The sequence below is a fragment of the Syntrophorhabdales bacterium genome, assembly GCA_035541455.1.
Lineage (GTDB): Bacteria > Desulfobacterota > Syntrophorhabdia > Syntrophorhabdales > WCHB1-27 > JADGQN01.
In genome coordinates this window covers 1-25,094 of the sequence record DATKNH010000169.1, presented here as the reverse complement: position 1 = coordinate 25,094, position 25,094 = coordinate 1, and the positions used below count along the sequence as shown (strand labels likewise).

The 25,094-nt window shown below is 52.9% G+C and carries 22 protein-coding genes and 1 riboswitch; of the genes, 12 read left to right on the top strand and 10 right to left on the bottom strand.

The genetic code is table 11. The features are described from left to right. Nucleotides 1–78: 78 nt before the first annotated feature. From prsR to VMT71_18240, 6 genes are all read right to left on the bottom strand, one after another. Entirely contained in the window at nt 79–1,473 is a 1,395-nt protein-coding gene (gene prsR, locus VMT71_18265) for a PEP-CTERM-box response regulator transcription factor (GenBank protein ID HVN25918.1), read from the bottom strand. Nucleotides 1,474–1,483: 10 nt separating this feature from the next. Continuing rightward, nucleotides 1,484–3,616: an XrtA/PEP-CTERM system histidine kinase PrsK gene (gene prsK / locus VMT71_18260; protein HVN25917.1), complete on the bottom strand. Its 2,133-nt coding sequence runs from the start codon at nt 3,614–3,616 to the stop codon at nt 1,484–1,486. Nucleotides 3,617–3,762: 146 nt separating this feature from the next. Further along, nucleotides 3,763–4,482, bottom strand: a complete 720-nt coding sequence (locus VMT71_18255; protein ID HVN25916.1) for a polysaccharide biosynthesis/export family protein — start codon at nt 4,480–4,482, stop codon at nt 3,763–3,765. A gap of 205 nt (nt 4,483–4,687) precedes the next feature. After that, complete coding sequence (locus tag VMT71_18250) at nt 4,688–6,022, bottom strand: AAA family ATPase (GenBank protein HVN25915.1); 1,335 nt, start codon at nt 6,020–6,022, stop codon at nt 4,688–4,690. Between the two features lie 45 nt (nt 6,023–6,067). Beyond that, a complete protein-coding gene (locus VMT71_18245) occupies nt 6,068–6,814 on the bottom strand; it encodes a DUF169 domain-containing protein (protein ID HVN25914.1) in 747 nt (248 codons plus the stop codon). A gap of 81 nt (nt 6,815–6,895) precedes the next feature. After that, nucleotides 6,896–8,248, bottom strand: a complete 1,353-nt coding sequence (locus VMT71_18240) for a TolC family protein (protein ID HVN25913.1) — start codon at nt 8,246–8,248, stop codon at nt 6,896–6,898. Nucleotides 8,249–8,520: 272 nt separating this feature from the next. Here VMT71_18240 and VMT71_18235 point away from each other — a divergent pair, with 272 nt between their 5' ends. From VMT71_18235 to VMT71_18225, 3 genes are all read left to right on the top strand, one after another. Further along, nucleotides 8,521–8,721: a hypothetical protein gene (locus VMT71_18235; GenBank protein ID HVN25912.1), complete on the top strand. Its 201-nt coding sequence runs from the start codon at nt 8,521–8,523 to the stop codon at nt 8,719–8,721. A 450-nt stretch (nt 8,722–9,171) separates the two neighbouring features. Beyond that, nucleotides 9,172–10,107: a DMT family transporter gene (locus VMT71_18230; GenBank protein ID HVN25911.1), complete on the top strand. Its 936-nt coding sequence runs from the start codon at nt 9,172–9,174 to the stop codon at nt 10,105–10,107. A gap of 353 nt (nt 10,108–10,460) precedes the next feature. Beyond that, nucleotides 10,461–10,551: riboswitch (cyclic di-GMP riboswitch) on the top strand. A 66-nt stretch (nt 10,552–10,617) separates the two neighbouring features. Continuing rightward, complete coding sequence (locus tag VMT71_18225) at nt 10,618–11,700, top strand: fibronectin type III domain-containing protein (protein HVN25910.1); 1,083 nt, start codon at nt 10,618–10,620, stop codon at nt 11,698–11,700. A 23-nt stretch (nt 11,701–11,723) separates the two neighbouring features. On the opposite strand, the gene VMT71_18220 is transcribed toward VMT71_18225, so the two are convergent. Next, the gene (locus tag VMT71_18220) at nt 11,724–12,467 is read right to left on the bottom strand and encodes a lytic murein transglycosylase (GenBank protein ID HVN25909.1); all 744 of its coding nucleotides are present in this window, start codon (nt 12,465–12,467) and stop codon (nt 11,724–11,726) included. Nucleotides 12,468–12,834: 367 nt separating this feature from the next. Between VMT71_18220 and VMT71_18215 the strand changes: the two genes are divergently transcribed. From VMT71_18215 to VMT71_18185, 7 genes are all read left to right on the top strand, one after another. Continuing rightward, entirely contained in the window at nt 12,835–14,202 is a 1,368-nt protein-coding gene (locus VMT71_18215; GenBank protein HVN25908.1) for a sigma-54 dependent transcriptional regulator, read from the top strand. A gap of 289 nt (nt 14,203–14,491) precedes the next feature. Further along, on the top strand, nt 14,492–16,087 hold the full coding sequence (locus tag VMT71_18210) for an AAA family ATPase (GenBank protein ID HVN25907.1): 1,596 nt from the start codon (nt 14,492–14,494) through the stop codon (nt 16,085–16,087). A 504-nt stretch (nt 16,088–16,591) separates the two neighbouring features. Further along, a complete protein-coding gene (locus tag VMT71_18205) occupies nt 16,592–17,362 on the top strand; it encodes a Ku protein (protein ID HVN25906.1) in 771 nt (256 codons plus the stop codon). Continuing rightward, a complete protein-coding gene (locus VMT71_18200) occupies nt 17,359–18,276 on the top strand; it encodes a Ku protein (GenBank protein HVN25905.1) in 918 nt (305 codons plus the stop codon). Before VMT71_18205 ends, VMT71_18200 begins: the two co-directional genes overlap by 4 nt. Further along, nucleotides 18,273–19,202, top strand: coding sequence for a non-homologous end-joining DNA ligase (gene ligD, locus VMT71_18195; GenBank protein ID HVN25904.1), 930 nt, complete (start codon nt 18,273–18,275; stop codon nt 19,200–19,202). Before VMT71_18200 ends, ligD (VMT71_18195) begins: the two co-directional genes overlap by 4 nt. Further along, nucleotides 19,199–20,794, top strand: a complete 1,596-nt coding sequence (ligD, locus tag VMT71_18190; protein ID HVN25903.1) for a non-homologous end-joining DNA ligase — start codon at nt 19,199–19,201, stop codon at nt 20,792–20,794. Before ligD (VMT71_18195) ends, ligD (VMT71_18190) begins: the two co-directional genes overlap by 4 nt. Next, entirely contained in the window at nt 20,791–21,510 is a 720-nt protein-coding gene (locus VMT71_18185) for a DUF72 domain-containing protein (GenBank protein HVN25902.1), read from the top strand. Before ligD (VMT71_18190) ends, VMT71_18185 begins: the two co-directional genes overlap by 4 nt. 22 nt (nt 21,511–21,532) lie before the next feature. Here VMT71_18185 and VMT71_18180 read toward each other — a convergent pair whose 3' ends face one another. Continuing rightward, complete coding sequence (locus VMT71_18180) at nt 21,533–21,709, bottom strand: hypothetical protein (GenBank protein HVN25901.1); 177 nt, start codon at nt 21,707–21,709, stop codon at nt 21,533–21,535. A gap of 252 nt (nt 21,710–21,961) precedes the next feature. Here VMT71_18180 and VMT71_18175 point away from each other — a divergent pair, with 252 nt between their 5' ends. After that, nucleotides 21,962–22,201, top strand: a complete 240-nt coding sequence (locus VMT71_18175; protein ID HVN25900.1) for a hypothetical protein — start codon at nt 21,962–21,964, stop codon at nt 22,199–22,201. A 227-nt stretch (nt 22,202–22,428) separates the two neighbouring features. Here VMT71_18175 and VMT71_18170 read toward each other — a convergent pair whose 3' ends face one another. Next, the gene (locus VMT71_18170) at nt 22,429–23,790 is read right to left on the bottom strand and encodes a dihydrolipoyl dehydrogenase (GenBank protein ID HVN25899.1); all 1,362 of its coding nucleotides are present in this window, start codon (nt 23,788–23,790) and stop codon (nt 22,429–22,431) included. Between the two features lie 285 nt (nt 23,791–24,075). Between VMT71_18170 and VMT71_18165 the strand changes: the two genes are divergently transcribed. Further along, nucleotides 24,076–24,501 (top strand): cyclic nucleotide-binding domain-containing protein, encoded by a 426-nt coding sequence (locus VMT71_18165; GenBank protein HVN25898.1) that lies wholly within the window; start codon nt 24,076–24,078, stop codon nt 24,499–24,501. A 27-nt stretch (nt 24,502–24,528) separates the two neighbouring features. On the opposite strand, the gene VMT71_18160 is transcribed toward VMT71_18165, so the two are convergent. Beyond that, on the bottom strand, nt 24,529–25,094 hold a 566-nt coding region (locus tag VMT71_18160; GenBank protein HVN25897.1), incomplete at its 5' end, for an isochorismatase family protein.

Below are 25,094 nucleotides of genomic sequence, written 5' to 3'. Positions count from 1 at the left end.
CACGTCCACTCGCAGACCCTTAACCACCTCTTGTGTTTGACCGCTGTCAACTGTAAACCGGTAACTGTCAACCGCCTTTTATTTCCTCTCTATCCCCAGCTTTTCCATCAACTCGTACAGCGTCGGCCGGCTTACGCCGAGCTCGTCGGCGGTCCGCGTCATGTTGTCGTTATTCCGCGCGAGCGCTCTCTTTACCATGTCCCTCTCCAAAGCCTCTCTCGCGTCTTTGAGGGTGGACATCTCACGTCTACTCCCCGACGCTTCCATCTCCATATCAGCCGGGGTAACCTTGGTCCCCTCGGCCATGATCACAGCCCGTTTCAGCCGGTTTTCCAGTTCCCGCACGTTCCCCGGCCAGGTGTATTCCTCTAGTGCAGCCGCGGCCTGATTTGTGAATCCCGAAAGTTTCTTTTTCTTGTTCTCTGCTGCGTATCTCTGCAGGAACACGTTTGCAAGGAGCAAAATGTCTCCTTCGCGCTCCCGCAATGGAGGCAATGGAATGGTGACGACCCCCAGACGAAAATAAAGATCCTCCCTGAACCCCCCGTCCTTCATAGCCTGTTTTAGATCCCGGTTTGTTGCGGCTATAACGCGCGCGTCGATCCTTATCTGCTCCCTGCCGCCCACGCGCTCGATTACCTGCTCCTGAAGAAAACGGAGCAGCTTGACCTGCAGCGGCAGCGAGAGTTCCCCTATCTCGTCGAGAAAAAGTGTGCCGCTGTGGGCAGCTTCCACACGCCCTCTGCGCTGCACGTGCGCTCCAGTGTAAGCCCCTTTCTCATGTCCGAAGAGTTCCGATTCGAGCAGGTTTTCGGGTATCGCCCCGCAGTTGATCACTACGAAAGGGTGATTCTTGCGCCGGCTGAGGCGATGGATCGCGCTCGCCACGAGTTCTTTGCCCGTACCGCTTTCCCCGGAAACCAGCACGGGGACGTCGGTTGTGGCGACCTTCCGGACAGTCGCGAACACCTCCTGCATTTTGGAGCTCGTGCCGAGAATGCCCTGGAAGGATTCTTCGCCCATCCTCGATTGCAATTCCTGGTGTTCCCGCTCGAGCCCCGCCAGATAAAAGGCTCGCTTCAGGAGCACTTTCAATTCTTCAATCTCCACAGGTTTGTAGAGGAAATCGTACGCGCCGTCAGTCACTGCGCGCAACGCATGTTCCTTCTCGCCCCGTCCAGTTGCAATGATGATTTTGACGAGTGGGTCTATTGAAAGGATATCCGCGAGTGTCGCGAATCCCTCTTCAACGCTGGCCGGCCATGGCGGAAGCCCAAGATCGAGAATAGCGACCTGCACTTTTTTGTTCCGGGCTGCTTCAAGAGCACTTTGCCTGTCCTCCGCGAGGAGCACATCATACTCGTTGGCTAAGGCCCATTTCATCTGCGTGCGTAAATCTTCGTCATCATCGACGACGAGCAGCTTAGGCTTAGGAGATTGGTGTAAGTCGTTGGACGTGGGTTCGGGTGGCACGCGACCTCCTTCACTCTTTTTTGGATGATGATGACAAGCCCGTCTTTGCCGGCAGGAGCACGCGGAACGTTGTCCCTTTCCCCTGCTCGCTCTCGACCGCAATTCTGCCGCCATGTGCTTCAACGATCGTTCTGCAGTGAAAAAGACCGATTCCCATGCCCTGCTTCTTGCTGGTTTTGAACGGCTGAAAAAGATGCTTGTTCAAAAATTCTTCCGACATGCCGCAACCATTATCGCTGACGCATAATTCTGCCCAGCCGTCCTGGAGATGGGTCCTGACCGTGATCTGGCCATCTTCTCGTATCGCATCGTGAGCATTCATGAGAAGATTGACAAGCACTTTCTGTATCTGCTCGGCATCGACGCTGAGCGGCGTGAGCGGGCCGAGCTCCAATGCGACACACGATTTTAGGTTGCCTGCAAATCCGGATAACGTCTCCTCCACAAGTCTATTCAGATCAGACTCCTTCTGGTGCAACTCCAGTTTCTGGCTCAGCAGAGAAAGGCTCGTACACATCCCGTTTATTTTGGCGACGCTCTGGGAGATCGCCCGCAGCGCATCGTCACGAAACTCGGCGTTTTCAAAATGCACCGGCAGGTTCCGGGTCACGAGCGAGAGTTTTGAAGCGAGGTTCTTCAAGTCATGCATAAAAAAGGCAGACATGGTCTGGAAAGCCTCTAACTCCTTCATCTGCCGCAGACGCTCGGAAAGTTTAAGACTCAGCAGCGTTGCCGCTGCCTGGTCCGCGATGGTCTTCAGCAGGTCATAATCCTCGGGTGACAGCGTGACCTCCCGTACCTTGTCGCTCACGGTCATCAAACCGACGAAACGGTCCGCCGCCTTCAGCGGAACAGCGTATTTAATATGCGCTTCCACAAAGGCGCCTCCATGCTCTTCTCTCATTTCTTCAACTCTCTTGTCTGTCGAACCAGCCACGTGCACGGGCATAGCTTTATCCTGCATGATTCGCGCCAATGCCGTTCCGCTTTCACCGGCCAGTTTAAGATTGTTTGCCTCTGCTTCTGAAAAAATGGTGGAGCCGGAAAAAGTGAGCCGTTCCGTCTGTTCGTCAAAGAGCCATATCGTGACCGAGAGGACTTCCAGCGTCTGTGAAACCATGCGCGACAGCATCGAGCCCAACTCACGGGTCTGCGTTACGGCTGCCGTTTTCTGCGTGAATTCATTCCACACCTTCTGATAATCGTAAATAGGACGCCTGAAATGCTTGCTGATAAATCTTTTCCTGCGCAGGCGCATATGGTCCGACATGAAAAATAAAGAAAGCCCCACAATTGCAGCCAGGAGAAGAAAGGCGAGGAACGGGACCACTGCCTCGCCCTTCCACACATAAAGGACCCGTGCCATGACACCGACGATGATGAAATAGAGGCCGACAAGCAGGAGAGAGAATGAATTGTAGATAACGGTGCGTGAGACATAGAAGTCAAACCTGAGTACCCGCACCCGGCTCAAGGAAACCAGCACGAGAAGATCGGCGAGGATGAGCACAGCCACTTGCACAACGTCGAGATTCGTGCTGAGCAGCCTGTACAGCAGGACCTGGCTGTCCACATAGACGTAAATACCAAAAAGACTCCCGACCCCGAAGACCATGAACTTCATTTGCCAGCGCGTCATCCCGCTGGAGTGGCGCAGGGTCTTCTCCAGGTTCATAAGGATGAGTACTGAGGCAAGCAGGGAGAGAAGGTATAGAGCGTATCCGGCAAAACCTATTCTGATGAATATCGCGCCGGCTGCGTCGGCGACCGGCTTGCCAGAAAGGAGCGCATCATGAAAAAAAGACAGCGCAATAACCGGGATCGCAAAGGCAGCCAGGATGGTCCATTTCCAGCGGGAAATGAACTCCTTGTAATTGATGCGGCCGAAGCTTAAGGAGAAGATGAGCCAGATCGCAGGCAGGAAAGGGCCTATGCCGAATTGCAGGAGCCGCCGCTGAATGAACTCTGAAGGAGAATGCGCATCAAAAACAAGGCCCATCAATCCTGCTTCAAGTGCGCAGGCGGCCAGACCAACTGCAAGAATCCGATGTACAAAGATGCGCGGGCCGCGATCCAGTACAAAGATCGCTACGCCCGCGGTCATCAACGCAGAAGCGTAACAGAGTACGCTTTGAAATGACATCAGTACGGTACCTTCTTAGATTGCAATCCTCATCTCTTTTTTTGTCCGCGCCTCAACCACCACAAGAGACCCGCAAACAGCAGTGGGTCCGAGCAGCGAAGTGTCGCCGCCCGGATGGTGAACCAAGGGTTGCCGCCTGAGCCTCGCTAGAACCAACTGCTGGTTGTTGTCGTCGGAGTGGGTATGGGAGACGGAATCGGGAAAGGCAACAGCCGGCGGATGTACTGGTCAACCCATTTGTCCACTTCTCCTATCGGTGATTTCGGCACATAGACCATATCGTAGGGCATCAGATTGATGTCATTCGTCATATCTATACCCCGCTGAACATCCACCACGTTGACCACGGTCACCAACGGCTTACCCGCTGGATTCTGCCGGATCACCACTACTTCATTCTTTCGCGCGTCGTAGGTGAAGCCCCCGGCCAAGGCTAGGGCCTGTGTTACAGTCATAGGACCGACGAGCTGGACCAGTCCTGGCCTCGCCACTTCTCCGTCTACAAAAACTTTCTGCGCGGCGAACTGGCGGACAATGACCGTGACTTCCGGTTTTCTCAGCTCAGCCGCGTAACGGGTCTTAAGCGCCTCAGCCAGTTGCGTGGGGGTCATATCCACCACCATGAGGTCACCGACCAGCTGCAGCGTTATCCTTCCGTCCGGCCTGACGGGAAGGTTCTCATTCAGCTCAGGGTTGTAGAGGAATTTGATATCCAGCAGGTCACCATACTGGATCTTATACTCCTGAGCCGGATAGGCGCGGGCCTGCTTGTCAATGGGCTCTCTTGCTGCAGGGTTTTCCACCCAGGTGGGCGTGCAGGTTGCTGCAAACAACAACACGATCAAAAGGACCAGCGCTGCTCTCATCACACCTTCCTCCTCATGACGGCAAGAATTTAGTCATCTGGTATAATTATATATTCTAGCACAGATTTTTGCAGCCTACTGCCCATTACTTATTTTTTTGGGGGGCATACCGGGCTCATGGTTCGATGCTGTCGCGAGTCTCACGCACCGACTATCGTGGCCCCGCCCGTACCCGGGTAGGGTTCTGAATCTTCAGGAGCAGCTTCTAACGTTGTTTGCGGGGGAAGTCCGGGAACTGGATCACGCTGCCGGCATAGATCAGATCAGAATCGGTGATAGACGGATTGTTTCGCCTCACGAACTCAATCAGCGATGGATCGAGCGCTGTTTTCCACCCTAGACCGTAGACCTCCCTGACGAGATCACTCAGGGTCTCGCCATGCTTTACTACCCTTGTCTTGTAAACTCCTCTGCTTGTTCTTGGCTGCAGCACATCCGGAGCACTGGCAAGGCCTTGCTGTTCGCCGGATGCCGGGCTCACGACAGCTGGACTCATCACCTGAGGTTTTGTTGCGGGGAGTGGAGGATTCACGGTGGGTGAGGGCGACGACCCGGGTGCGGATTCATTCGATTTCTTGTCCGGGGTGGCCGGAATCGCAATGGTTGCCTTTTTTCCATCCTTCAGCAAGGTCCCATAAGGAGATAGAAAGAAGGCGACTGCGATTGCAATGATGATCACAAGACTGATCAGGGCCGCCTTGAGCCACTTGCGGGAGACAGGCCTCGGATGATACTCGTAAGCGAAGTCCCTGACCACTTCTTTGGCGATACCTGCCGTGACCGGATTTTTCTGGTAACCATATCCTGTAATGAGTGCGTTGTCGCACAGGATGTTAAGCTTTCGGGGTATGCCACGCGCTTCCTTAACGATGACATCGAGCGCTCCTTTGTCAAAAATCGAACTGTTGTCCAGTCCGGCGACAGAGAGCCTGTGTTGGATATAGGCAAAACTGTCTTCAGCACTCAACGGCAGGATATGTGTTCGGATTGCAATTCTCTGCTTCAGCTGGCGCAGCTCGTGCCTTTCAAGCAAATCGTCGAACTCTGCCTGGCCTACAAGCACGACCTGGATTAATTTTTCGGTTGGCGTTTCGAGATTGGAGAGCATGCGCAGGTTTTCCAGGGTCTCCACAGGCATGTTCTGGGCCTCGTCGATGATAATCACTACCGTCTTGCCCTGCCGGTACACCTCGATGAGTGCGAGATGGAGACCGTTTACCATGTCCGCAAGATTGTTGGTCGCCAACTTTAGATCGAACTCCCGGTAAATGGTTTTGACAAGGTCGACAAAACCAATGTTTGCCTGGAAAATATAGATTACCTTGAGATTCGCAGCCGCTGCCTTCTCGAGGTAGGCCCGGATAATCGTCGTCTTTCCCACACCGATACCGCCGGTAATCGCCACGAATCCTTTTCGCTTTTCAATGCCGTATACCATGGACGCAAGCGCCTGTTTGTGGCCTTCGCTGAGGAAGAGGAATCGCGGGTCCGGAGTGATATGAAATGGTTCTCTCGTCAGGTTATAAAATTTCTCATACATGTGCTGAACCTCTTTCGCCTCTCGCTCTTGCTCCTGTACAGTATATTACACTATCCTTCTGCTTACCTTACGCCACGAGGACGTGATCAAGAAACTCTCTTCCATGTTTGTCACCATCTGCTCCAGCCTCTGCAGGGGCAGGGCAAAGCTCACGGCGTTTGCGTGCACACAGGGACGGGCGGAAACATCGAGCATACCTATGACGGCTCGCGGCCGCGGCATCTTTATTTCAAGGTATGGATACTGCACAATTGTAGCGCAACCGGCCCCAAAAGGAGCGATAACACCGTTCACATCATTACGGTCATAATTTGCCAGCGTAAAAAGACCTGATAAAACATCAGGCGAGGCCAGAAAAAAGGCGACCAGCGGCTCGTCAGCTGTCTGCAACTTGTCCCAGCGCTTGAATACGATATACCGGGAAGGAGCCTTAAAGGAAGGCAGCGTCTTCAGGAGGTCTGTGACCAGTTCAGGAGATTTCTTGTAACGCTCACCTTCGAACTTGCCAGGAATGCCATATGAGAGGAAGTACTCAAACTCGGGCCGCAGCGATTCTGAAAAACCCAGATAGCGTTGGCCTCCACCGCAGCCTATTGTTTCTGCCTCGAATTTCAGCGAAGTGCCATGGCGGACGCGTTGAAGATCCCCGACGATACACCGGTGACCCTTGGGCGGCTTTGCAGCCTCGGCCTGCTTTTCCTCATCCGCGTAGTAGAACACCAGCGGCAGTTCCGCACCCTTGAAGTACCTTTTCCACAGCTTCAGAAAATTGTCCTTGAGGCCCATGTCCATGACGCATCCCCTTTCGTTTCAGAACGCCCTCATATTACGTAATCGCATCATAACCTACACTATGTCTTCCCGCTGTCCTCTTCAATCCCGCGCGCCTATGGCCACTTCGATGCTTGCCTGGGCATTCTTGTAGTCCGTCAGGGCAGACACGTAGGCAACCTCTGCATTAGAGAGGGCTGTCAGCGCATCTGTCACTTCGATCGGACTCCCCACCCCTGCCTGATACCTGCCCAGCGCAAGATCAACATTCTCTTTTGCCTGCCGCACTGCAACATCGGAGGCGACAATACTCTCATTTGCCTGGCGAAGGAGCACATAGCCCTGCTGAACCTGCGATATTATGGAAAGACGAAGCGAGCGTTCGGTGGCTGAAGCCGTATCGTAATTGGCCTTTGCTTCCGCGACCTGGTACTTCGTGAGAAACCCGTTGAAGATCGGGGCGGTCACGTTAAAGCCGTAATTCCACCCGTCCGAAAGGGGGAATTCGGTCCCGGTGTAGTAGTAACTGGCCGTGGCGTTCAGGGCAGGATAATAACCTTTCTGCGCCAGGCTAATCGATTCTTTTGACGAATTTTTTTTCTGGGTCAGCGACTGCAAATCGGCCCTTTGCGCAAAGGCCTTCTGGAGGGCAGCATCAAACGGCAGGTCATAGCTCACAAAAAAAAGGACGTCCTCCAACGTGTACTCGGGCGCCTCGGGCGTTCCCATTGCGTTGTTGAGGTTAACCCGCGCCAGCCTCACCTGGTTTTCCGCTTTAATCAGCGACAGCCGTGCATTGCTCAGGTCAACCTCGGCCTTCGTCACGTCGAACTTCGGCTTCGTGCCCACCTCAAAAAAGCCACGGGCCTGTTGAAGATGCTTCTCAAAGTTATTAACCGATTCCTGCGCCACGTCCCTTGTCCTGATCGCCAGGAGAAGATTATAGTATGTCTGCTTCACGTTGAAAATCACCTGGTCCTGCGTGCTTCTTAGGTCGTAGCGGGACGATTGCGTGTTATAGTCCTGGACTCTCACTGTGCTCGCCGTCTTGCCGAAATCCCATAGAAGCTGGTTGACCCCCACGCTGCCCGTATATTGGTCGAACACGCCTGACGTACTTGAGACCACAGCTGTGCCTGTACCGCCCGTACCCGCGCTTGTAACCGCGGCGCTTGAAGAAGGGCGGGAAATCTTACTGTACGCCCCGGCAGCGCTGAACTGCGGATAGTAGCTAGACTTTGCCTCACCAATCCTGGCTTCACCCGCCCTCACCGCTCCTATGCCCGCAAGAATGCTTGGCTGATTCCTGAGCGCCAGTTCAATAGCACGGGAAAGTGTGAGGAGTTCGTCAGGGGCTACAGCCTGACCCCACGAAACTGAAGGGTACGCACACACTACCAGTACTGCCAGAATCACTGCCTTTGCTCCATACCCCTGACTCAAGCGGGTAAACATGCTCGCTCCTCCGTATCACGTTTGTTAATGGACCTGCACGGGAAAGCCCTTCCACTTTAGGTCCATGCCTATCTATTCTGCCGTATATGCCTTGCCATAATCAAGTGAGCGACAAACCAGGCCGGCACTTCTTTGGAACGCGGATTGCAAGCAGCAAAGCATGCACTGATAGTCACAAATATCTGGATTGTATTGCGCAGAGGTTTGCTTGCGAGTCTGCACCTACCGGATGAGCAGCTTTTACCTCTGAATGTTCAATACGGAGGAGATTAATGATTATACGTGTGTTGTACGACGACGACAGGCATGACTATGTACCGGCTTTTCGACTTGATGATCTGATAGCCGAAGGCAAAATCAAGAAGTTCTATCGATCTGACGGCTGGGTCACCGTCGGCAAAGATCCGATACGGGGCGCGGGCGGTTCAAAGTACAGCGGACCCGAAAGGCGAAAGATATACATGGTCGACTAAGCGCTTCTCGGCCTCTCCTCGAGAGCCCGCGACTAATTTTCTTCGTCTTTAATTCTGAAGGAGGATTTTTCTCTTTTTTGCCATTGGCGAGAGCCCGGCCGGCATTTGACATGCCGTTTCAGCCCGCCCCCGATACTGACGACGCTGGAAGTTGCTTTCAGGGGCTTCCCGCACACATAGCAAATCAGGTCTTTAAATAGAGGAATCTGCAACATCCCGGTCAAATCTTTCTCTTTCTAATACTACGTGGCCAGGCTTGCTGTCAATCAATCGGCATGTCAATATTTCAGACTACGTCAACAGAATGACAAGCACTTTCTTCAATCTTTCTGTCGACGAATCACCTGTCGAGACATAAGGAACTGTCTGCACCGGCCCATTTGTCGTACAGTATCTTTTTCCGTTGCAGTCATATCACTGCTGTGGTAAAAGGCAGGATAGGGATCCGCTGTGGCACAACACACGGAAAAGAAGGACCACATGGACGCGGCGGGCATTATCGTCGCCATCACGCTGACCGTGCTCTGGGGATTCAACTACTCTGTCATCAAGTACTCCAACGCTGGCATAGCTCCCGTTTTTTCAGCAACCATCCGTTCCGTTCTCGCCTCGATGTGTGGAATTGTCTATTGCATCATCAAACGGGAAAAGCTGCTTCACACGGACATTATGCTCTTCCATGGTCTCATAGTCGGTCTGCTGTTCGGTGCTGAATTTGTCTGTATCTATTTCGGCATGCTTTACACGGATGCGGCGCGTGCCATCATATTTGTCTACCTGAGCCCTTTTGTCGTGACGCTCGGCGCGCATTTCTGCCTGAAAGGCGATAGGCTCACATTTCTCAAGTGCACTGGCCTCGTCCTGGCCTTCATAGGTGTGATCATTGTGTTTCAGGGGCGACCCACGACTGCTTCAAAATCCATGCTGCTCGGAGACAGCCTTGAAATAGCCGGCTCAATACTATGGGGCGCGACAACCCTCTACATAAAGAAATACATGGCCGAAAAGGTCCATCCCGTCAACACATTCCTGTACCAGCTTGTTTTTTCTATACCCATACTTTTCGTCATGAGTTGTCTGCTGGAACCCCAGTGGGTGTACAGGATAGACATGCTCATCGTTGCTTCACTCTTTTACCAGGCGTTCATTGTGGCCTTTATGAGCTTCATGGTCTGGTTCTTTCTGATCCATACCTATCCAGTGAGCCTTCTTTCGGTCTTCACTTTTTTTGCTCCGGTTTTCGGCGTGCTGTTCGGCACGTTACTGCTGCACGAGGAGTTTACGCGTTCTCTCATGGTGGGGTTGCCCCTCGTCTGTCTCGGAATAGTATTCGTTAACTGGAGAAGGTTGCCGAAACGAGGAGACGAACTGATACGGAAAACTTAACTAGAAAGACAATTTCGCAATGGATGCCGCAACCGGTCCATCCGCATGTGTCACCATACACCCTACCCTGATCAAGTGCATGTTATTCCCTTCACCGATGGGGTACCGTAACTCCTCTCGGAACAAGAAACCGCTGTAATTTTAAGTATAAGAGAGCGTGGCACGAAACGGCACTTGTTTTGCTCGTACCTTTATTCACGCGCGGAGAAGAAATCCTTCAGAAATAGCTCTCACTTGGAGGAGGTCGGGGCATGAAGGAGGACGGGGCGACTGGAAAGAGATCTGATGCGACGTGGGGGTCGGAGACGTCATTGGTCCATCTGCTCAACGTGAGGTAAGCCCTTCAAGAAGTTGCTTGTAAAAGGCAAACCATTCGAAAGGATGGGACGCAAAGCCGCTGGCCTAAGTTCCGTACGAGGCGGAATACGGCAGCAGGTTGCCAAGCGAATGCAGCACCGCATCTGCTGACTTTCGCAAGGCCTACAAAAAAGTCAGTGATGAGGTGCTGCTATGATAAACAACTGTGTTAAGCCACAACCAAGGTCAGCGTCCTATTTTCGTTTCCTTTTCCTCTTCCTCTTTGTACTCATGGTGCCAGTTCTGCTTTTTCATGAAGAAGCCTTCTGCGCTCAGGCAACCCTGGCTTGGGATCCGGTAAGTGTCTCGAACCTGGCGGGATACAAAGTCTATTACGGAACGGCCAGCAAGCAGTACGCATCCGTTGCGAATGCAGGCACGAGTACAACATACACCGTAACCGGCCTCACGGCAGGCACAACCTACTATTTTGCGGCCTCAGCATACACCACTGCAGGCTCTGAGAGCAGTCTCTCCAATGAAGTAGCCTATACTGTCCCTGCCTCGTGCAGCTATGCGATATCGCCTGGGAGTGCCTCATTTACGAGTGCCGGTGGCGCGGGCAGTGTCACCGTCAGCACTTCAGCAGGGTGCAGCTGGACTGCTTCCAACAACTCCTACTCGTGGGTCGCCATCACCTCGGGCAGCGGCACCGGTACCGGCACAGTCAAGTACTCAGTCTCCGCCAACACGTCAGACGCTCGAAATGCCACTCTCACCATTGCGGGCGTTGCGTTCAGCGTAACGGAGCAGGCCGGTAGTGTTTCTCCTTCTACCTATACCGTGACCGCCAGCGCAGGTTCCGGCGGGTCGATATCTCCCTCGGGGAGCGTCAGCGTCAACGCAGGGGCAAGTCAGACCTTTACCATTACCCCGTCGAGCGGCTACAAGGTGGCCTCCGTCACCGTGGACGGGATGTCGGTCGGCGCAGTCACGTCCTACACCTTCAGTAACGTGACGGCTAATCATACGATCAGTGCAACCTTCCAGGGAGGGCTGACGACCTATACCCTCACCGTTACCAAGGCGGGCACTGGCAGCGGCACGGTGACAACAAGTCCGACAGGGACAAACTTCAGTGCGGGTACGTCCGTTACCCTGACCGCAAATTCCTCCTGGGGTTCCTTCTTCTCCGGGTGGTCGGGCGCATGCTCAGGGACATCGCGCACGTGCACTCTTACCATGAAGTCTAATACGAGTGCTACGGCGACCTTCAGTTCACGGTGGAGACATTAGCATAGGAAGCTTTGGAGACTCAATCAGCGAACCTGCTCTCGCCCAACTGCTGCGGTTACGGAACTGGACATGACTGCAGCAATTGGGCGAGGCGTTTTTCGCAAGGCCCTGGCGTAGGCCAAAACAGCGTTGACATAGTTGTCACAATGGTTGTATGCGTAAATCGCTTTTCTTTTTTTTGCAAGGTCGCCTTCTTCCCAGCCATTGCCCCTGAGGTAGCTGCCAATACTGACCAGTGCGTCTGTAACATTGAAGAGATCGATGCGGCCATCACCATTGCCGTCAACTGCGTAATTGACGTATGCGGAGGGGACAAACTGACAGAGCCCGAAGGCTCCGGCCCACGAGCCTTTAATTGCCAGGGGATCGAACCCCCTTTCCCTGCTCAACATGATGAGGGTGATCCACTCGTTCTCAGCCCAGGCAGACCGGCGATTCTCAAAAACCGCCATCGTGAGGAGGCTATTGAATATCCGATAGCTGCCCGTATATTTTCCGAAGTAGGTTTCCACGCGATATATGGAAACAACCACTTCCTTCGGGACGCCGAAGGAAGCCTCTATTCTTTTCAGGTCCACCAGGTTATCTCTGATGACCCTTTGCCCCTGCTGGATGGAGGAGCGCGTCAGCAAGCCGAATCTACGACTAAAGTAGTCGATGCCTTTTCCTTTTTTCTGCAGGATATCAGGGTAGAGGGTTACCCTCGCATCGTCAAGCAAGGCCCTCGCATCGACCTCCGCAAGCCCCGTTACCACGAGCTTTTGCACGAGAAATTCTTTCCGAGCGCTGAGTTCGGGAGTCTCCTGAGCACCTGCGAAGGTTACAAACAGAAGAAGCGTTATTGTCGCTGGGGAAAGTATCGCGGACAGCGCGCTAGCTACACTACCATGTTTCCTATCGTACGCTCTTCGCGTTCTCACGGTCTTCCTAAGTTTATCGACAATGCTGGAAAAAGCAATAGTTTTTGTAAGGAATCGCGCCGGAGAAATCTTCGCGCAGCCGTGCTACAATGATAGGGAATAGCGGTGCCGGCCGAGGCTCTCACAATGCAAAGATGTCTGACGTTTAATCGGGAAGTGCGGCGGGAACGTGCAGAGATGATTATATTAAAAATTTGAGGATACAAGGGTTTTTATGTCGTTAGGGAAAATCATGGTTGTAGATGACGATCGCAATCTCGTCGCGTTACTGCAGATGCGCCTCGAGGCGGCAGGGTACGAAGTAATCCCTGCATATGACGAACGGGAAGCCGTAGAGCGTATAAGGGAACAAGTGGTCGATCTGTCCATAGTCGATCTTCAACTCATCCACACGGACGGCATACGATTGATGGAGGAGCTTCACCTGATCATTCCCGCTATGCCCGTAATAATCCTGACGGCGCACGGTAGCATAGAAAGTGCCGTGGAGGCAATGAAGAGAGGGGCTTACGGGTACGTCACCAAGCCTTTTGAGCCACAGGACCTTCTTTTTCAGCTCCAGAAAGCACTGGAGAACCGGCAGCTCTCATCTGAGATCGAAAGGCTGCAGGGGCTCCTGGAGGAGAGGTACAGTTTTTCCGGTATCATAACAAGAAGCAGCAAAATGCAGAAGGTAATGGAAGCGATTTCCCGCATTGCCCGGACAGAATCAACGGTGCTGCTTCTGGGAGAAAGCGGCACTGGAAAAGATTTGATTGCCAAGGCGATCCATCTGGCCAGCGCACGGAAGGGAAAGCCCTTCGTTGCCATCAATTGCGCTGCACTTCCTGAGCCTCTGCTGGAGAGCAGCCTGTTCGGTCACGAAAAAGGAGCGTTCACCGGCGCGGTGCGCAGCGCCAAGGGACTCTTTTCACAGGCTAACGAGGGAACTATTTTTCTGGACGAGATTGCGGACATGCCGCTCACTATCCAGGCAAAAGTGTTGCGCGTTCTACAGGAAAAGCATTTCTACCCAGTGGGTAGCGAGAAACTGACCGATGTCGATGTGAGGATCATCGCCGCCACAAATAAGAATATCGAGGAGCAGGTGAAGCAAGGGCTCTTCCGCGAGGACCTCTATTACAGAATACACGTGATCCCCATTTACCTGCCGCCTCTCAGAGAGCGGAAGGAGGACATTCCACCCCTGGCCGAACACTTTCTTGAAAAGTTCGGCCAGCAGGCGAAAAAAGAGATTAAAGGGTTTACCCCTGAAGCCATGCAGAAGCTCATGCTCCATGACTGGCCGGGAAACGTGCGCGAGCTGGAGAATGTGGTGGAGTACGCCGTGGCAATGAGTGATAAGGAATTCATCACGGAAGACCTCATCCTGCGCACCAGCGGCGTAGTTTCCCAGGCACCGATCCAGCCACTCAGGGAAGCGAGAGATGCTTTCGAGAAGAGCTACCTCATGTATCTTCTTCAAATATCGCGGGGAAAGGTGACGGAAGCCGCAAGACTGGCTGGTAAATACAGGGCGGATTTCTACCTGCTTCTGAAAAAACATAGCCTCAACGCGGACGATTTCAAAAAAACTTCTTAGGTTACGATCCACTGGCGGATGTAACGTCGCTGAAATTAGTCTCTCTTAGTCTTTCTTTAAGTACCATAATGTACCACTGAATACCATTGTTCGAACAAAAACACTTTTATAAGTAGTATTATAGAAATCTTTCTATCGTAAAATGTAATCTATAAAATCATTTTTATACATTTAAAAGATGTCGGAAAGTTGCGTACCGGACCGGTAGAAGGGCCGAGGACTTTTAGGCTATACTATCCACGCAATCAGATCATAAAAGGCTGGCAGGACGAGAAGGACGCTTCAGCAGATGCCTCACAAGCCTATCGATATCAACCCCGAATTCAGCAAGGCTCTCAACGTGATGGAATTATCGAAGCGCCACGCATTTATCACCGGGAAGGCAGGCACAGGAAAGTCGACGCTTCTTGAGTACTTCCGGCAGACGACGAGCAAGGAAGTTGCTGTACTGGCACCAACGGGCGTGGCTGCACTCAACGTCCACGGTCAGACTATCCACTCTTTCTTCGGCTTTAAGCCCAGTATAACGCTGGAGAAGGTGAGAAGAGTCGCAGGCCAGGAGGGTCACCTTTACCGGCAATTCGATACCATCATCATTGATGAGGTCTCCATGGTGCGAGCCGATCTCCTCGATTGTGTGGAGAAGTTCCTTCGCCTGAACGGGCCTCGTAAAAAGGAATGGTTCGGAGGCGTGCAGATGATTTTCATCGGCGATCTCTACCAGCTCCCCCCTGTGGTCGCCACGTCTGAACGAGAGATTTTCTCTCACAGGTACGACACGCCTTACTTCTTTTCTGCACAGGTATTCAAGGAACCCACCTTCGACATGGAGTTCATCGAACTGGAGAAGGTCTACCGTCAAACGCAACCGGAGTTTGTTGCACTTCTCAACGCTATTCGAAACAGGTCCTTTACCGATGCAGATATAGAAAAGCTTAACGCGCGCCATCATCCTGGCTTCGTTCCTCCAGATAAAGCTTTCTATGTGACTCTCACGAGTACGAACGATCTTGCCACCGCACGCAACCTGGAAAAACTGGAGTCCCTGAAGGAACCCCCTTTTCAGTACGAGTGCTCACTCACAGGAGCGTTCGACAGATCCTCCCTGCCAGCAGAAGAAACATTAAGACTCCGCGTTGGTGCGCAGGTAATGCTTGTCAATAACGACAAGGCAGGCCGCTGGGTAAACGGGACCATAGGACGGATAACCGGTAGAAGTACTATATGTTCCGCCGCAAACGACGAAGGAGGCCACGGGGACGAGGTAGTGCTGGTAGCGCTACAGGACGGTACTAGTGTTGAAGTCGGTCTCCACACCTGGGAACTCTTCGAATACCAATACGACAGAGCAACGAAACGCATTTCGACGAGAAAAACGGGTGCTTTCACCCAGTATCCTATCCGGCTGGCGTGGGCAGTCACCATTCACAAGAGCCAGGGAAAAACATTTGACCGTGTCATTATAGACATTGGCCGCGGAGCCTTTGCACATGGCCAGGTCTATGTTGCCCTCAGCCGCTGCACCAGCTTCGAGGGTATCACCCTTCTCAAAAGGATAACGCGCAGCCATATTCGCGCCGACTGGCGGGTATCGGCCTTCCTCACGAAATTTCAGTACAAAAAGTCAGACCAGCGGATCAGCCTTGATGAGAAACGCAGCATTATCCGCGATGCGATGAAGCGCAGCACGAATCTGGAGATTACCTACCTCAAGCCTGATGACACGAAATCACAGCGCATCATACGCCCCATCTCTATAGAGGATATGGAGTATCGGGGAAAACTGTTCGAGGGCCTTCGCGCATACTGTTGTCTCCGTAAGGAGGAACGGACGTTCAGGATCGATCGGATACTGGATATAGCCTACGAAGTGGGCAAGTGGTGACGGGGTAGTAGTTACTGTTGGGTGCTCCGCGGGCTAGAAGTACGTGAGCACCAGGCTCTCTAAATTGCGGCGACTTTTTTAGTTGACAGTCTCGGAAACTGGAACTAGTATTGATCCATCCTCACAGCTATGTTCTTCGCTCCGTTATACCCCTCTGTGCTTCGCGTGAGGGTACGAATCTCATGGAAGATTCACCTCAAACCTCCTGCTTCGCACAGTGCGTTTCCTGTGGGAAATCCACTTTCAAGGATCTTCTGGACAAGGACTTCAGGTGCGAATACTGCCGCGAAGTGAAGAGCAGACGCACCCACCCTCGTTTACGCAAGAAAGCAGTGACTGACGATAACAAGCAGAAGACCCAGCCCGGCAGTTGACCGCTCACCGCGACGCAATGCCCGGAATTCCCATTATGCACATCGATTTGACAGTGGTGGATTTCGTGTATAATTTCCTTCCAGGACAGAGTGCGTTTTCGGCTCCGGATACTTTCGAGGAGGATGTGCAATGGCAGGCAAAACGCTGTGGAAAGGCTTCATCCACTTCAAAGGCATTGATGTTTCTGTAAGCCTGCACACTGCGGTCAAAGAAGATCGAATACAGTTTCAACTGCTTCATAAGCGCGACCTCATCAAGCTGAAAGAGCAGATGATCTGCACGTACGAACGCACACTTGTGCCGCCGGAAGACCAGACCAGAGGCTTCCAGTTGGAGACCGGCAAATATATCCTCGTCGACCCGGAAGAACTGGAGCAGTTTGCTCCCGAACAAAGCAGGATGATCGAAGTCCATGAGTTTGTAGAGGCGGAACAGATCGATCCCCTCTTCCTGGTCAGGGGCTACTACCTCGAACCGGAAACCCCTGCAGCAGAATATGTTGCGCTCGCAGGCGCTATGAGTGACCTCAAGATGCAAGGCATCTGCACGTGGACCATGAGAAAACGGTCATACGTCGGGTCACTGCGCGCCGTCGGAAAGACTCTTCGCCTCAATACGCTACGCTACGTTGACGAAGTCATACCGGTAGAGTCTCTTGGCCTGCCTGTTATTGCCCTGTCACAAAAGGAAGTAAAGGTCGGTTGTGACCTGATCAATCAGCTGACAGAACCTTTCGAATTGGAGAAATTCGAAAACGAACATCAGAAAAAGCTACAGGAATTACTCGATAGAAAAGCAAGAGGGGAAAAGGTTGCGATCCTGCGGCCCAAACGCCTGAAGCCAACGCGACCGGATACTCTTCTCAAAACGCTCGAGGCAAGCCTTAAGAGGGTAGCATGAAAAACAAAGGCACGGTTCAGGCGAAGCGCGTGAAAAAGCTACAGGTGGCGGCCGGACAGGGTGAACAGACAGGTGAAAGGCGATCAAGGAGACAGCAGTCAAAACCGGCACCAGACGGCAAGCATGAAGGGTCCGGCCAGAGCATATGGAGCGGGACCATCAGCTTCAGCCTCGTCGCGATTCCGGTACAGCTGGTCAAGGCTGTTGAACCTGGACGCGTCTCTTTTCGGATGCTCCACAGAAAAGATTATTCGCCCCTGGCGAGAAGGATGCTCTGCCCCAGGGAAAAGAAGATTGTGCCTGCCGAAGAGATTGTCCGCGGTTACGCAATCGGACCCGACCAGTACATCGTAGTCACCGATGAGGAACTGGAGTCGGTCACTCCGGAGCGGAGCCGCACCATAGAAATTATCCAGTTCTTCGACGCGAACGATATGGACCCGATCTGTTATGATCACCCCTATTACCTCGTTCCTTCCAAGGGCGGGGAAAAAGCCTACGCTCTGCTGGTGCAAGTGATGCAGCAGACGAGCAAGGCCGGCCTCGCCAGGTTCGTGCTGGGAGAAAGAGAGCATCTGGTGGCGATCAGGAGCACACAGGGCGCTCTCTCAATGATAACCCTTCATTACAGCGACGAGATAGTTTCCGACAAGGAGATTGCCCCTCATGAAACAGAGAAGAAATCCACAGAGGAGAGCCACCTGAAAAAGAGCATCAAAGAGATGGCTGCCGACTTCGATCCGCATAAGTATGCAAACGAGCGCAGGAAGAAGATTTTGAAATTCCTCGAGAGGAAGACGAAGGAAAAGGCGGTTGTCGAGGCACCGGAGGTTGAAGTGGAGGGAGGTGAAGGCCCCGCCGACCTCGTAGCAGTTCTGCAGGAGAGCATGCGGAAGGTGAAAAAGGCACGTTGAACAGGAAAGTTGCGGATGTCGCAGGAAAACGACTCTCTCTGACAAACCTGGAGAAGAATCTCTACCCGTCCTACGGTTTTACCAAGGCCCACGTTCTCGATTATTACCGAAGGGTGTCGCCGTTCATCTTGCCCCACTTGAAAGACCGCCCTTTAACGCTCGTGCGATTCCCCGAAGGTGTGGAGAAGGAGTCCTTCTTTGAGAAGCGCTGTCCTTCACATCGCCCGGAATGGGTTACCACAGCCGAAGTTCCGACGTCTGGCGGAAAGCCAATGACCGCCTGCCTTGTCAACGATCTGAACACGCTCATGTGGGTAGAGAATCTTGCTTCCATCGAATTGCACGTGCCTCTGTCCAGGGCCGCATCTCCTTATATCGCGGACAGCATGGTCTTTGATCTGGATCCCGGAGAGCCCGCTGGTGTTTTTGATTCGGCGCGCGTTGCTTTGTTTATCAGGGATCTGCTCTCGCGCTTCAAGCTTGGATGTTACGTAAAAACCTCCGGGAAAAAGGGGCTTCATGTGTATGTTCCACTGAACCACAAGAAAACGACCTTCCTGCAAACAAAGCTCTTTTCCAAATCAGTAGCAGAAGTACTGCAAAGAAACTATCCGGACATGGTGACCACGAATATTGCCAAACAACAACGCGAGAACAAGGTATTCATCAACTGGTCTCAAAACGATCCCTCAAAAACCATGGTGTGCGTCTACTCGTTGCGGGCCGGTAAAGAACCGATGGTCTCCTTCCCGGTAGGATGGCCGGAGCTTGAAGAGACGGTCACGCTCCGCAACTCCGGAGCACTGCACGTGACCGAGGCAGAAGCCCTGCAAAGGCTCGAGACAGAAGACGATCTTTTTCGAGAAGTGCTTGTCAAGAAGCAGCAGCTTCCCTATAGCGAGAAGGCAGTCCCGCAAAAAGCATGAAGCTGAAAGATTACAAATCCAAGCGTACATTCGAAGAGACACCCGAACCGAAGCCTGAAATTCGCCCTCCGGGTAAGCGTCTCGTCTTTGTCGTTCAGAAACACGCCGCGCGCAATCTTCATTACGATCTCAGGCTGGAAATGGAGGGTGTGCTCAAGAGCTGGGCTGTCCCGAAAGGGCCCTCCCTTGACCCTTCCATCAAAAGGCTGGCCATGATGGTTGAAGACCATCCTCTTGACTACAAAGATTTCGAGGGCATAATCCCTGAGCACAATTATGGAGCGGGAAGCGTGATTGTCTGGGATAAGGGTTTTTATCATCACGTCGCTGCCCTAGATCGGAATGAGAACGAGCGCCTGCTTCTGGATGGCCTGAACAAGGGCGATCTCAAATTCGTACTGGAAGGAGAGAAGCTCCGCGGTGAATTCGCGCTGGTCAAGATCAGAAAGGATCCGAAATCATGGCTTCTCTTGAAAAAGAAGGATCGCTACGCCACCCGGGATGATATTCTCAGCAAGAATCGGTCGGTGGTGACGCACAAGACTCTGGAAGACATCTCCACGGCCACGCCTCGTGAATCGTATCGGCAGAAGAAGATTGCCCAGATTCGCGCCCGCGAAGCTGAGGAAAGCGAAGAACTCAAGGACGCGCCGCTCACTGAGATGCCCAGTCGCATAAAGCCCATGCTCGCCACATTGACCAAAGAGCCTTTCGATGATCCCGATTGGATTTTTGAAGTGAAATGGGACGGGTACCGGACCGTGGCAGAAATCCGTAAAGGCGCTGTTTCTCTCTATTCCAGAAATCTGCTCCTGTTGAACAGGAAGTTTGCTCCTGTTGCCGACTCCCTTCGAAACCTTAATTTCGAGGCTGTCCTGGACGGAGAAATCGTCGTGGTCGACGACGAGGGCCGATCAGATTTTCAGATGCTGCAAGATTATCAGCATTCCAAGAAGGGTCATCTGCTCTATTACGTATTCGATCTTCTCTATTTTGAAGGACATGACTTGACTAGCCTCCCATTGGTGCAACGAAAGCGGATCCTGAAGAAGATTCTTCCCCCCGATCCGAGAATAAGACTGAGTGATCACGTCGCGAAAGATGGTATCCTATTCTTCAACCTCGCCAAGAGGAAAGGACTGGAGGGGATCATTGCCAAACATGCACAAAGCGCATACCGCATGGGCAGAAGGAGTCGGGAATGGCTCAAAATAAAAGCACTGCTCACCCAGGAGGGCGTGATCGCGGGATTCACGCAACCAAAAGGCAGCAGAAGGGATCTCGGGGCACTGGTTCTGGGAATACATCGGCACAACAGGCTGGAATACATCGGCCATGTCGGTAGCGGGTTCAGTGCAAGGACCTTAAGGGAAACCAGACGAAAGCTTGACCCGCTGGTCAGGAAGGAATGTCCCTTCCAGAAGAAGCCGGAGACCAACACACCCGTCACCTGGGTGAAGCCGGAATTGGTCTGTGAGGTTCTATTTCACGGCTGGACCGATGACGGTGTCATGAGACAGCCTGTCTTTTTAAGGCTGCGCGAAGACAAGAGTGCCCGCGAAGTCGTAGTCGAAGCATCTCCAGACAAATGATGAACTTGAACGTTGGTACAAGCGGGTTCAGCTACAGGGAATGGAAGGGCGGATTTTATCCTGAAAAGATTACGCCCGGAGAGATGCTTCGTTTCTACGCCGAGCGTTTCGGCACAGTGGAAATCAACACCACTTTTTATCGCATGCCTACGGAGGAGACGCTGACATCCTGGGCGGAGCAGGTCCCTGAACATTTTATTTTCGCATTCAAAGCTCCCAGGATCATAACGCATCTGAAGCGGTTGAGAAACGTGGAAGAGGAGACCGCCTATCTTTTCAGGACGCTATCGATTCTCAAGACAAAACTGGGACCAGTCCTTTTTCAGTTTCCCGGGACTTTTCACGTAGACCCACCGCTGCTTGCCCGTTTCCTCACCTTGATTCCAGCCGCCATGCACTGCGCATTCGAATTTCGAAGCAAATCCCCACTCGACATTGAGACACTGGACATGCTCAGCGACAAGGATTATAGCCTCTGCGTTGCGGATACAGACGATAATCCGACGAGCGAGATCACCAGCACGGCATCGTGGGGATATCTCCGTCTTCGTCGCTCCGGTTACACGTATGCAGATCTTTCGCTATGGAGAGACCGGGTACGTTCACAAAAATGGAAGAATGTCTTCCTCTTTTTCAAGCACGAAGAAAAGGCTAAAGGTCCCGAGATAGCTCTTCGTTTCCGCCAGCTGATTCAGGGTCTTCAGAATCATGACTGACAGAAACCCGCCTCTATAAGGCTCATCCTATTTTTTTCTTGCATCGGACGCAATACTTTGGATCGGGGTCGTGAATGACATCTTCCGCAACCACCGGTCTCTCCTCTGCCCTCTCTTCATCGGTAGCGCACTCGGTACACACCATTTTATTGGTCTTCAGTTGATAAGCCCTGATCTCCTTTTCGACGAGTAAAGCCATGGTCAGTTCTCCTTTCGTTTGTGAGTCGCTATATAATTTGAGTACGGCCCGGTTAAAGCGCAAGAGCAGTAAGCTCACCCTGAAGAATTTGAGTAGCTATTTCTACCATCGGCCTCCCCCGTGACATGGGCCAATTTCTGCTTATATTTACTGTAAGGAAATTTACCCGACTCCCTTGAGCCTCTGAGCGGAAGATTTCCTGCATCACGCGCCTGCCCCGCAGTGAAGATGTGTGGTGGAGAGGAGGAACTCATGAAACTGCAAGATGCTTTGCTCTGCATTGATTGTGATGAAATATTCACAGTAGAAGGGTCAACATGCAATCCCCGCTGCCCCAGTTGCGGGTCATCGGTCTTTGCCCGATTGGCTGGCTGGGTCCAGTCATGGAATGCCTTTGAGAAATCGGACGAGGCAAACACGATGCCCGGGCATGCCGCCTCAATGCGAAGAAGGGTGATGGAGATCATCCGCGAGACTCCGGCTGCTGCCTGAATCCCGATCATGCGTCAGGTAACGGCAACTCACACCACGACCGACATCTAACGGTCTACCTTCCCCTTCCTGCTTCTCGTTATTCGCGGTGGTCATCTTTCCGCTGAGGCCAGGCAGCTTGTACGCGGTGGTCTTTCGCGACTTCCTGCATCGATCCTGCGCGTCGATCAGCCGTTTGGTCACGCGCTTCTAAGAGCCCAGTATCCGGTGTTGCTTTCGACGAGGCGCTATCCCGCCCTGCTGAGTGTCTCGGTGATCAGTCCCGACATGGAGGGAAATATATGCATGCTGTTCATTATTGAATCGACGCCGGCCCTGTTGGCCACGGCGTTGACTATCTCCTGTACGAGCACTGAAGCTTCAGGCCCGATGATGTGGAAGCCGAGGATGCGCCCGGTGCCCTTCTCTACGATCGCCTTCGCGAAACCGGCTTCTTCCATCCTGGCGTCTCCTTGCGTCACATCGTTATAGTTAGCCTTGCCGACAGAAATCTGGTAGGTCTTTCTCGCCTCGTCTTCTGTGAGACCTACGGATGCGATCTGCGGGTAGCTGAAGACCGCGTGGGGAACTGCGCTGAAGTCCATCTCTATCTTTTCGCTGTGAGTAGCGTTGTGCCAGACAACGTCAACCTCCTTGTCCGCCGCATGAGTAAACATCTGCTTGCCCGTCGCATCACCAATCGACCATATACGCTCTTTCGTGGTCTGAAGGTACTTGTCGATCTTAATAAACCCGGCGGCGTCGGTCTCCACTCCTGTATTTAGTACGTCAAGATGGTCGGCGTTCGGGATCCTTCCAGCGGCGACAAGGAGTCTTTCAGCGGCGATCTCCTTCTCCTGTCCGTTACGTGACTCCCGGACCAGGACGGTAATGCCGTTTGCCGCCTTACGCACCTCTGCCGCCATTGTTCCGGTGTAGATCGTCATGCGCTTCTCCATCTCCTTCTTCAGAAGGTCAGACACCTCCGGTTCTTCAGACGGGACGAGCCTTTCCAATCTTTCGACGATGGTCACTTTCGAGCCCATCGCGGAAAAGAAGTGCGCATATTCGACCCCGATATAGCTTCCGCCAAGAACAACCACACTTGCAGGCAGCGTCCCGAGCGACAGGAGAGTTTCGTTCGTCAGGTAATCAACATCGTGTATGCCCTTAATTGGGGGAACAAGGGGCCGCGCGCCGGACGCTATGAATATCCTGTGCCCACGTATCTGCTCATCTCTTACCTGCAGCGTGTAGTCAGCAACAAAACGTGCTTCGACCTCATAAAAGTCGAGATTCTTTGCACTGGTGGTATCCTTCCTCAAAAAAGAGACTCCCTTTTGAACATACGCTCGTATCCGTTCCATGATGCCTTTGAAATCGATGCTCTCGATAGCAGCGGTGATGCCAAGCTTGCCCGCGTTCTCTATCTCGACGATGCGGTCCGCCGGGTAGATCAGCAGCTTTGACGGAACGCAGCCTACATTCAGGCAGGTTCCACCCAGGTATTCCCTGGCTACGAGCGCGACTCGCAACTTCTCCGACAGCGCTTTCTGGACTATACTCAATCCTGAACCGGAGCCGATCACGATCACATCGTACTCTTTCATGGCTTTGCCCCTTTTCGGGTCTTGCTCACCCCTACCTCCTTACCACAAGCCGGCAATCCTTATATTTTCTATCGTTAAGCACTCGCCTGCACGATGTCAACAACTGGAAAGCACGTAAGCGCTGCTGCGTCGTGCTCACGATCGGACGCGGGTCAAATGCTCCTGCAGGCACAGACCACGATGCCCAAGGCCTTGATTTCCACGAAAAACATACTTATCGGTAACAACAGAGGGAGCGCCGCGAGGCGATGTCCTTGCAAGTGAGCAGTGCGGAAGGAGGAAGCCATGGCAATTATGGAATCAGACCTTTTCAAGGGCGTCAGCCAACGTTTCATCACGCGGATCGCAAACAGCGCAGAGGAACGTACTTACAAGAAGAATTCGGTCATCTTCGAGAAGGGGGAGCAGGCTTCTTATTTCTACGTTCTTGTTGCGGGTGACGTCCACATCGAGATAGGTCAAAATGAAGGAACCCTCGCAGTGAGACGAACCGGAGAGATCTTCGGTTGGTCGGCCCTCGTTGAACCGTACAGCTACACCGCAACCGCGAGATGTGCCGCTGAGACAAAGGTACTCAGGGTATCACGGGACCTGGTAGAGGCGGCCGTAAAAGAGCATCCCGGCGAGGGGCTTGCCGTCCTCAAGAATCTTACGGGGATCATTGCTGGTCGGTTGCGATTCGCTTACCGGCTTCTTTCACCGGAAGCATGAAACGAGAGCGAACGAATAAGCACTGCATCATCCACCCTGTGACAGCGAATCAGCGAGTGCTTCGTGCAGGTCTTGCACCACGTTGACGCCTTCCTCCCGCATCTGCGTGATGGCTTGAACAGAGGTCTCAGGTGAAACACCTCGACAGAGGCTCTCAACAACGGCTGTCTTGAACCCAGCATGTACCAGGTCGATGGCCGTTGCCCTGACACAGTAATCAAGGGCAATTCCGTAGATGACAACCGAGACGATACCCTTCTCCCGGAGCGTTGCCTCCAGTCCGGTTTTCTCGCCGCTGTCATCCTGCACCGCCGAGTAACTATCAAAGAGAGGATTTTGCGCTTTCCTGATGACAGCAGCAAAAAGGCTCTCGTCCACGAGCAGGCGGGCATCGTCGGTTCCCTGGACGCAATGGGACGGCCACAGGACCTGTGTCCTACCATTGATCTCGATCGTGTCAAAGGGTTCTTTGCCGGGATGATTCTTCGCAAAGGAAATATGGTCTGGAGGATGCCAGTCCTGTGTCGCCAGGACAAAAAAACCTTCTGACCTGAGAAGCCGCGTGGCAGCCTCAACAGACCTTACGTACAATT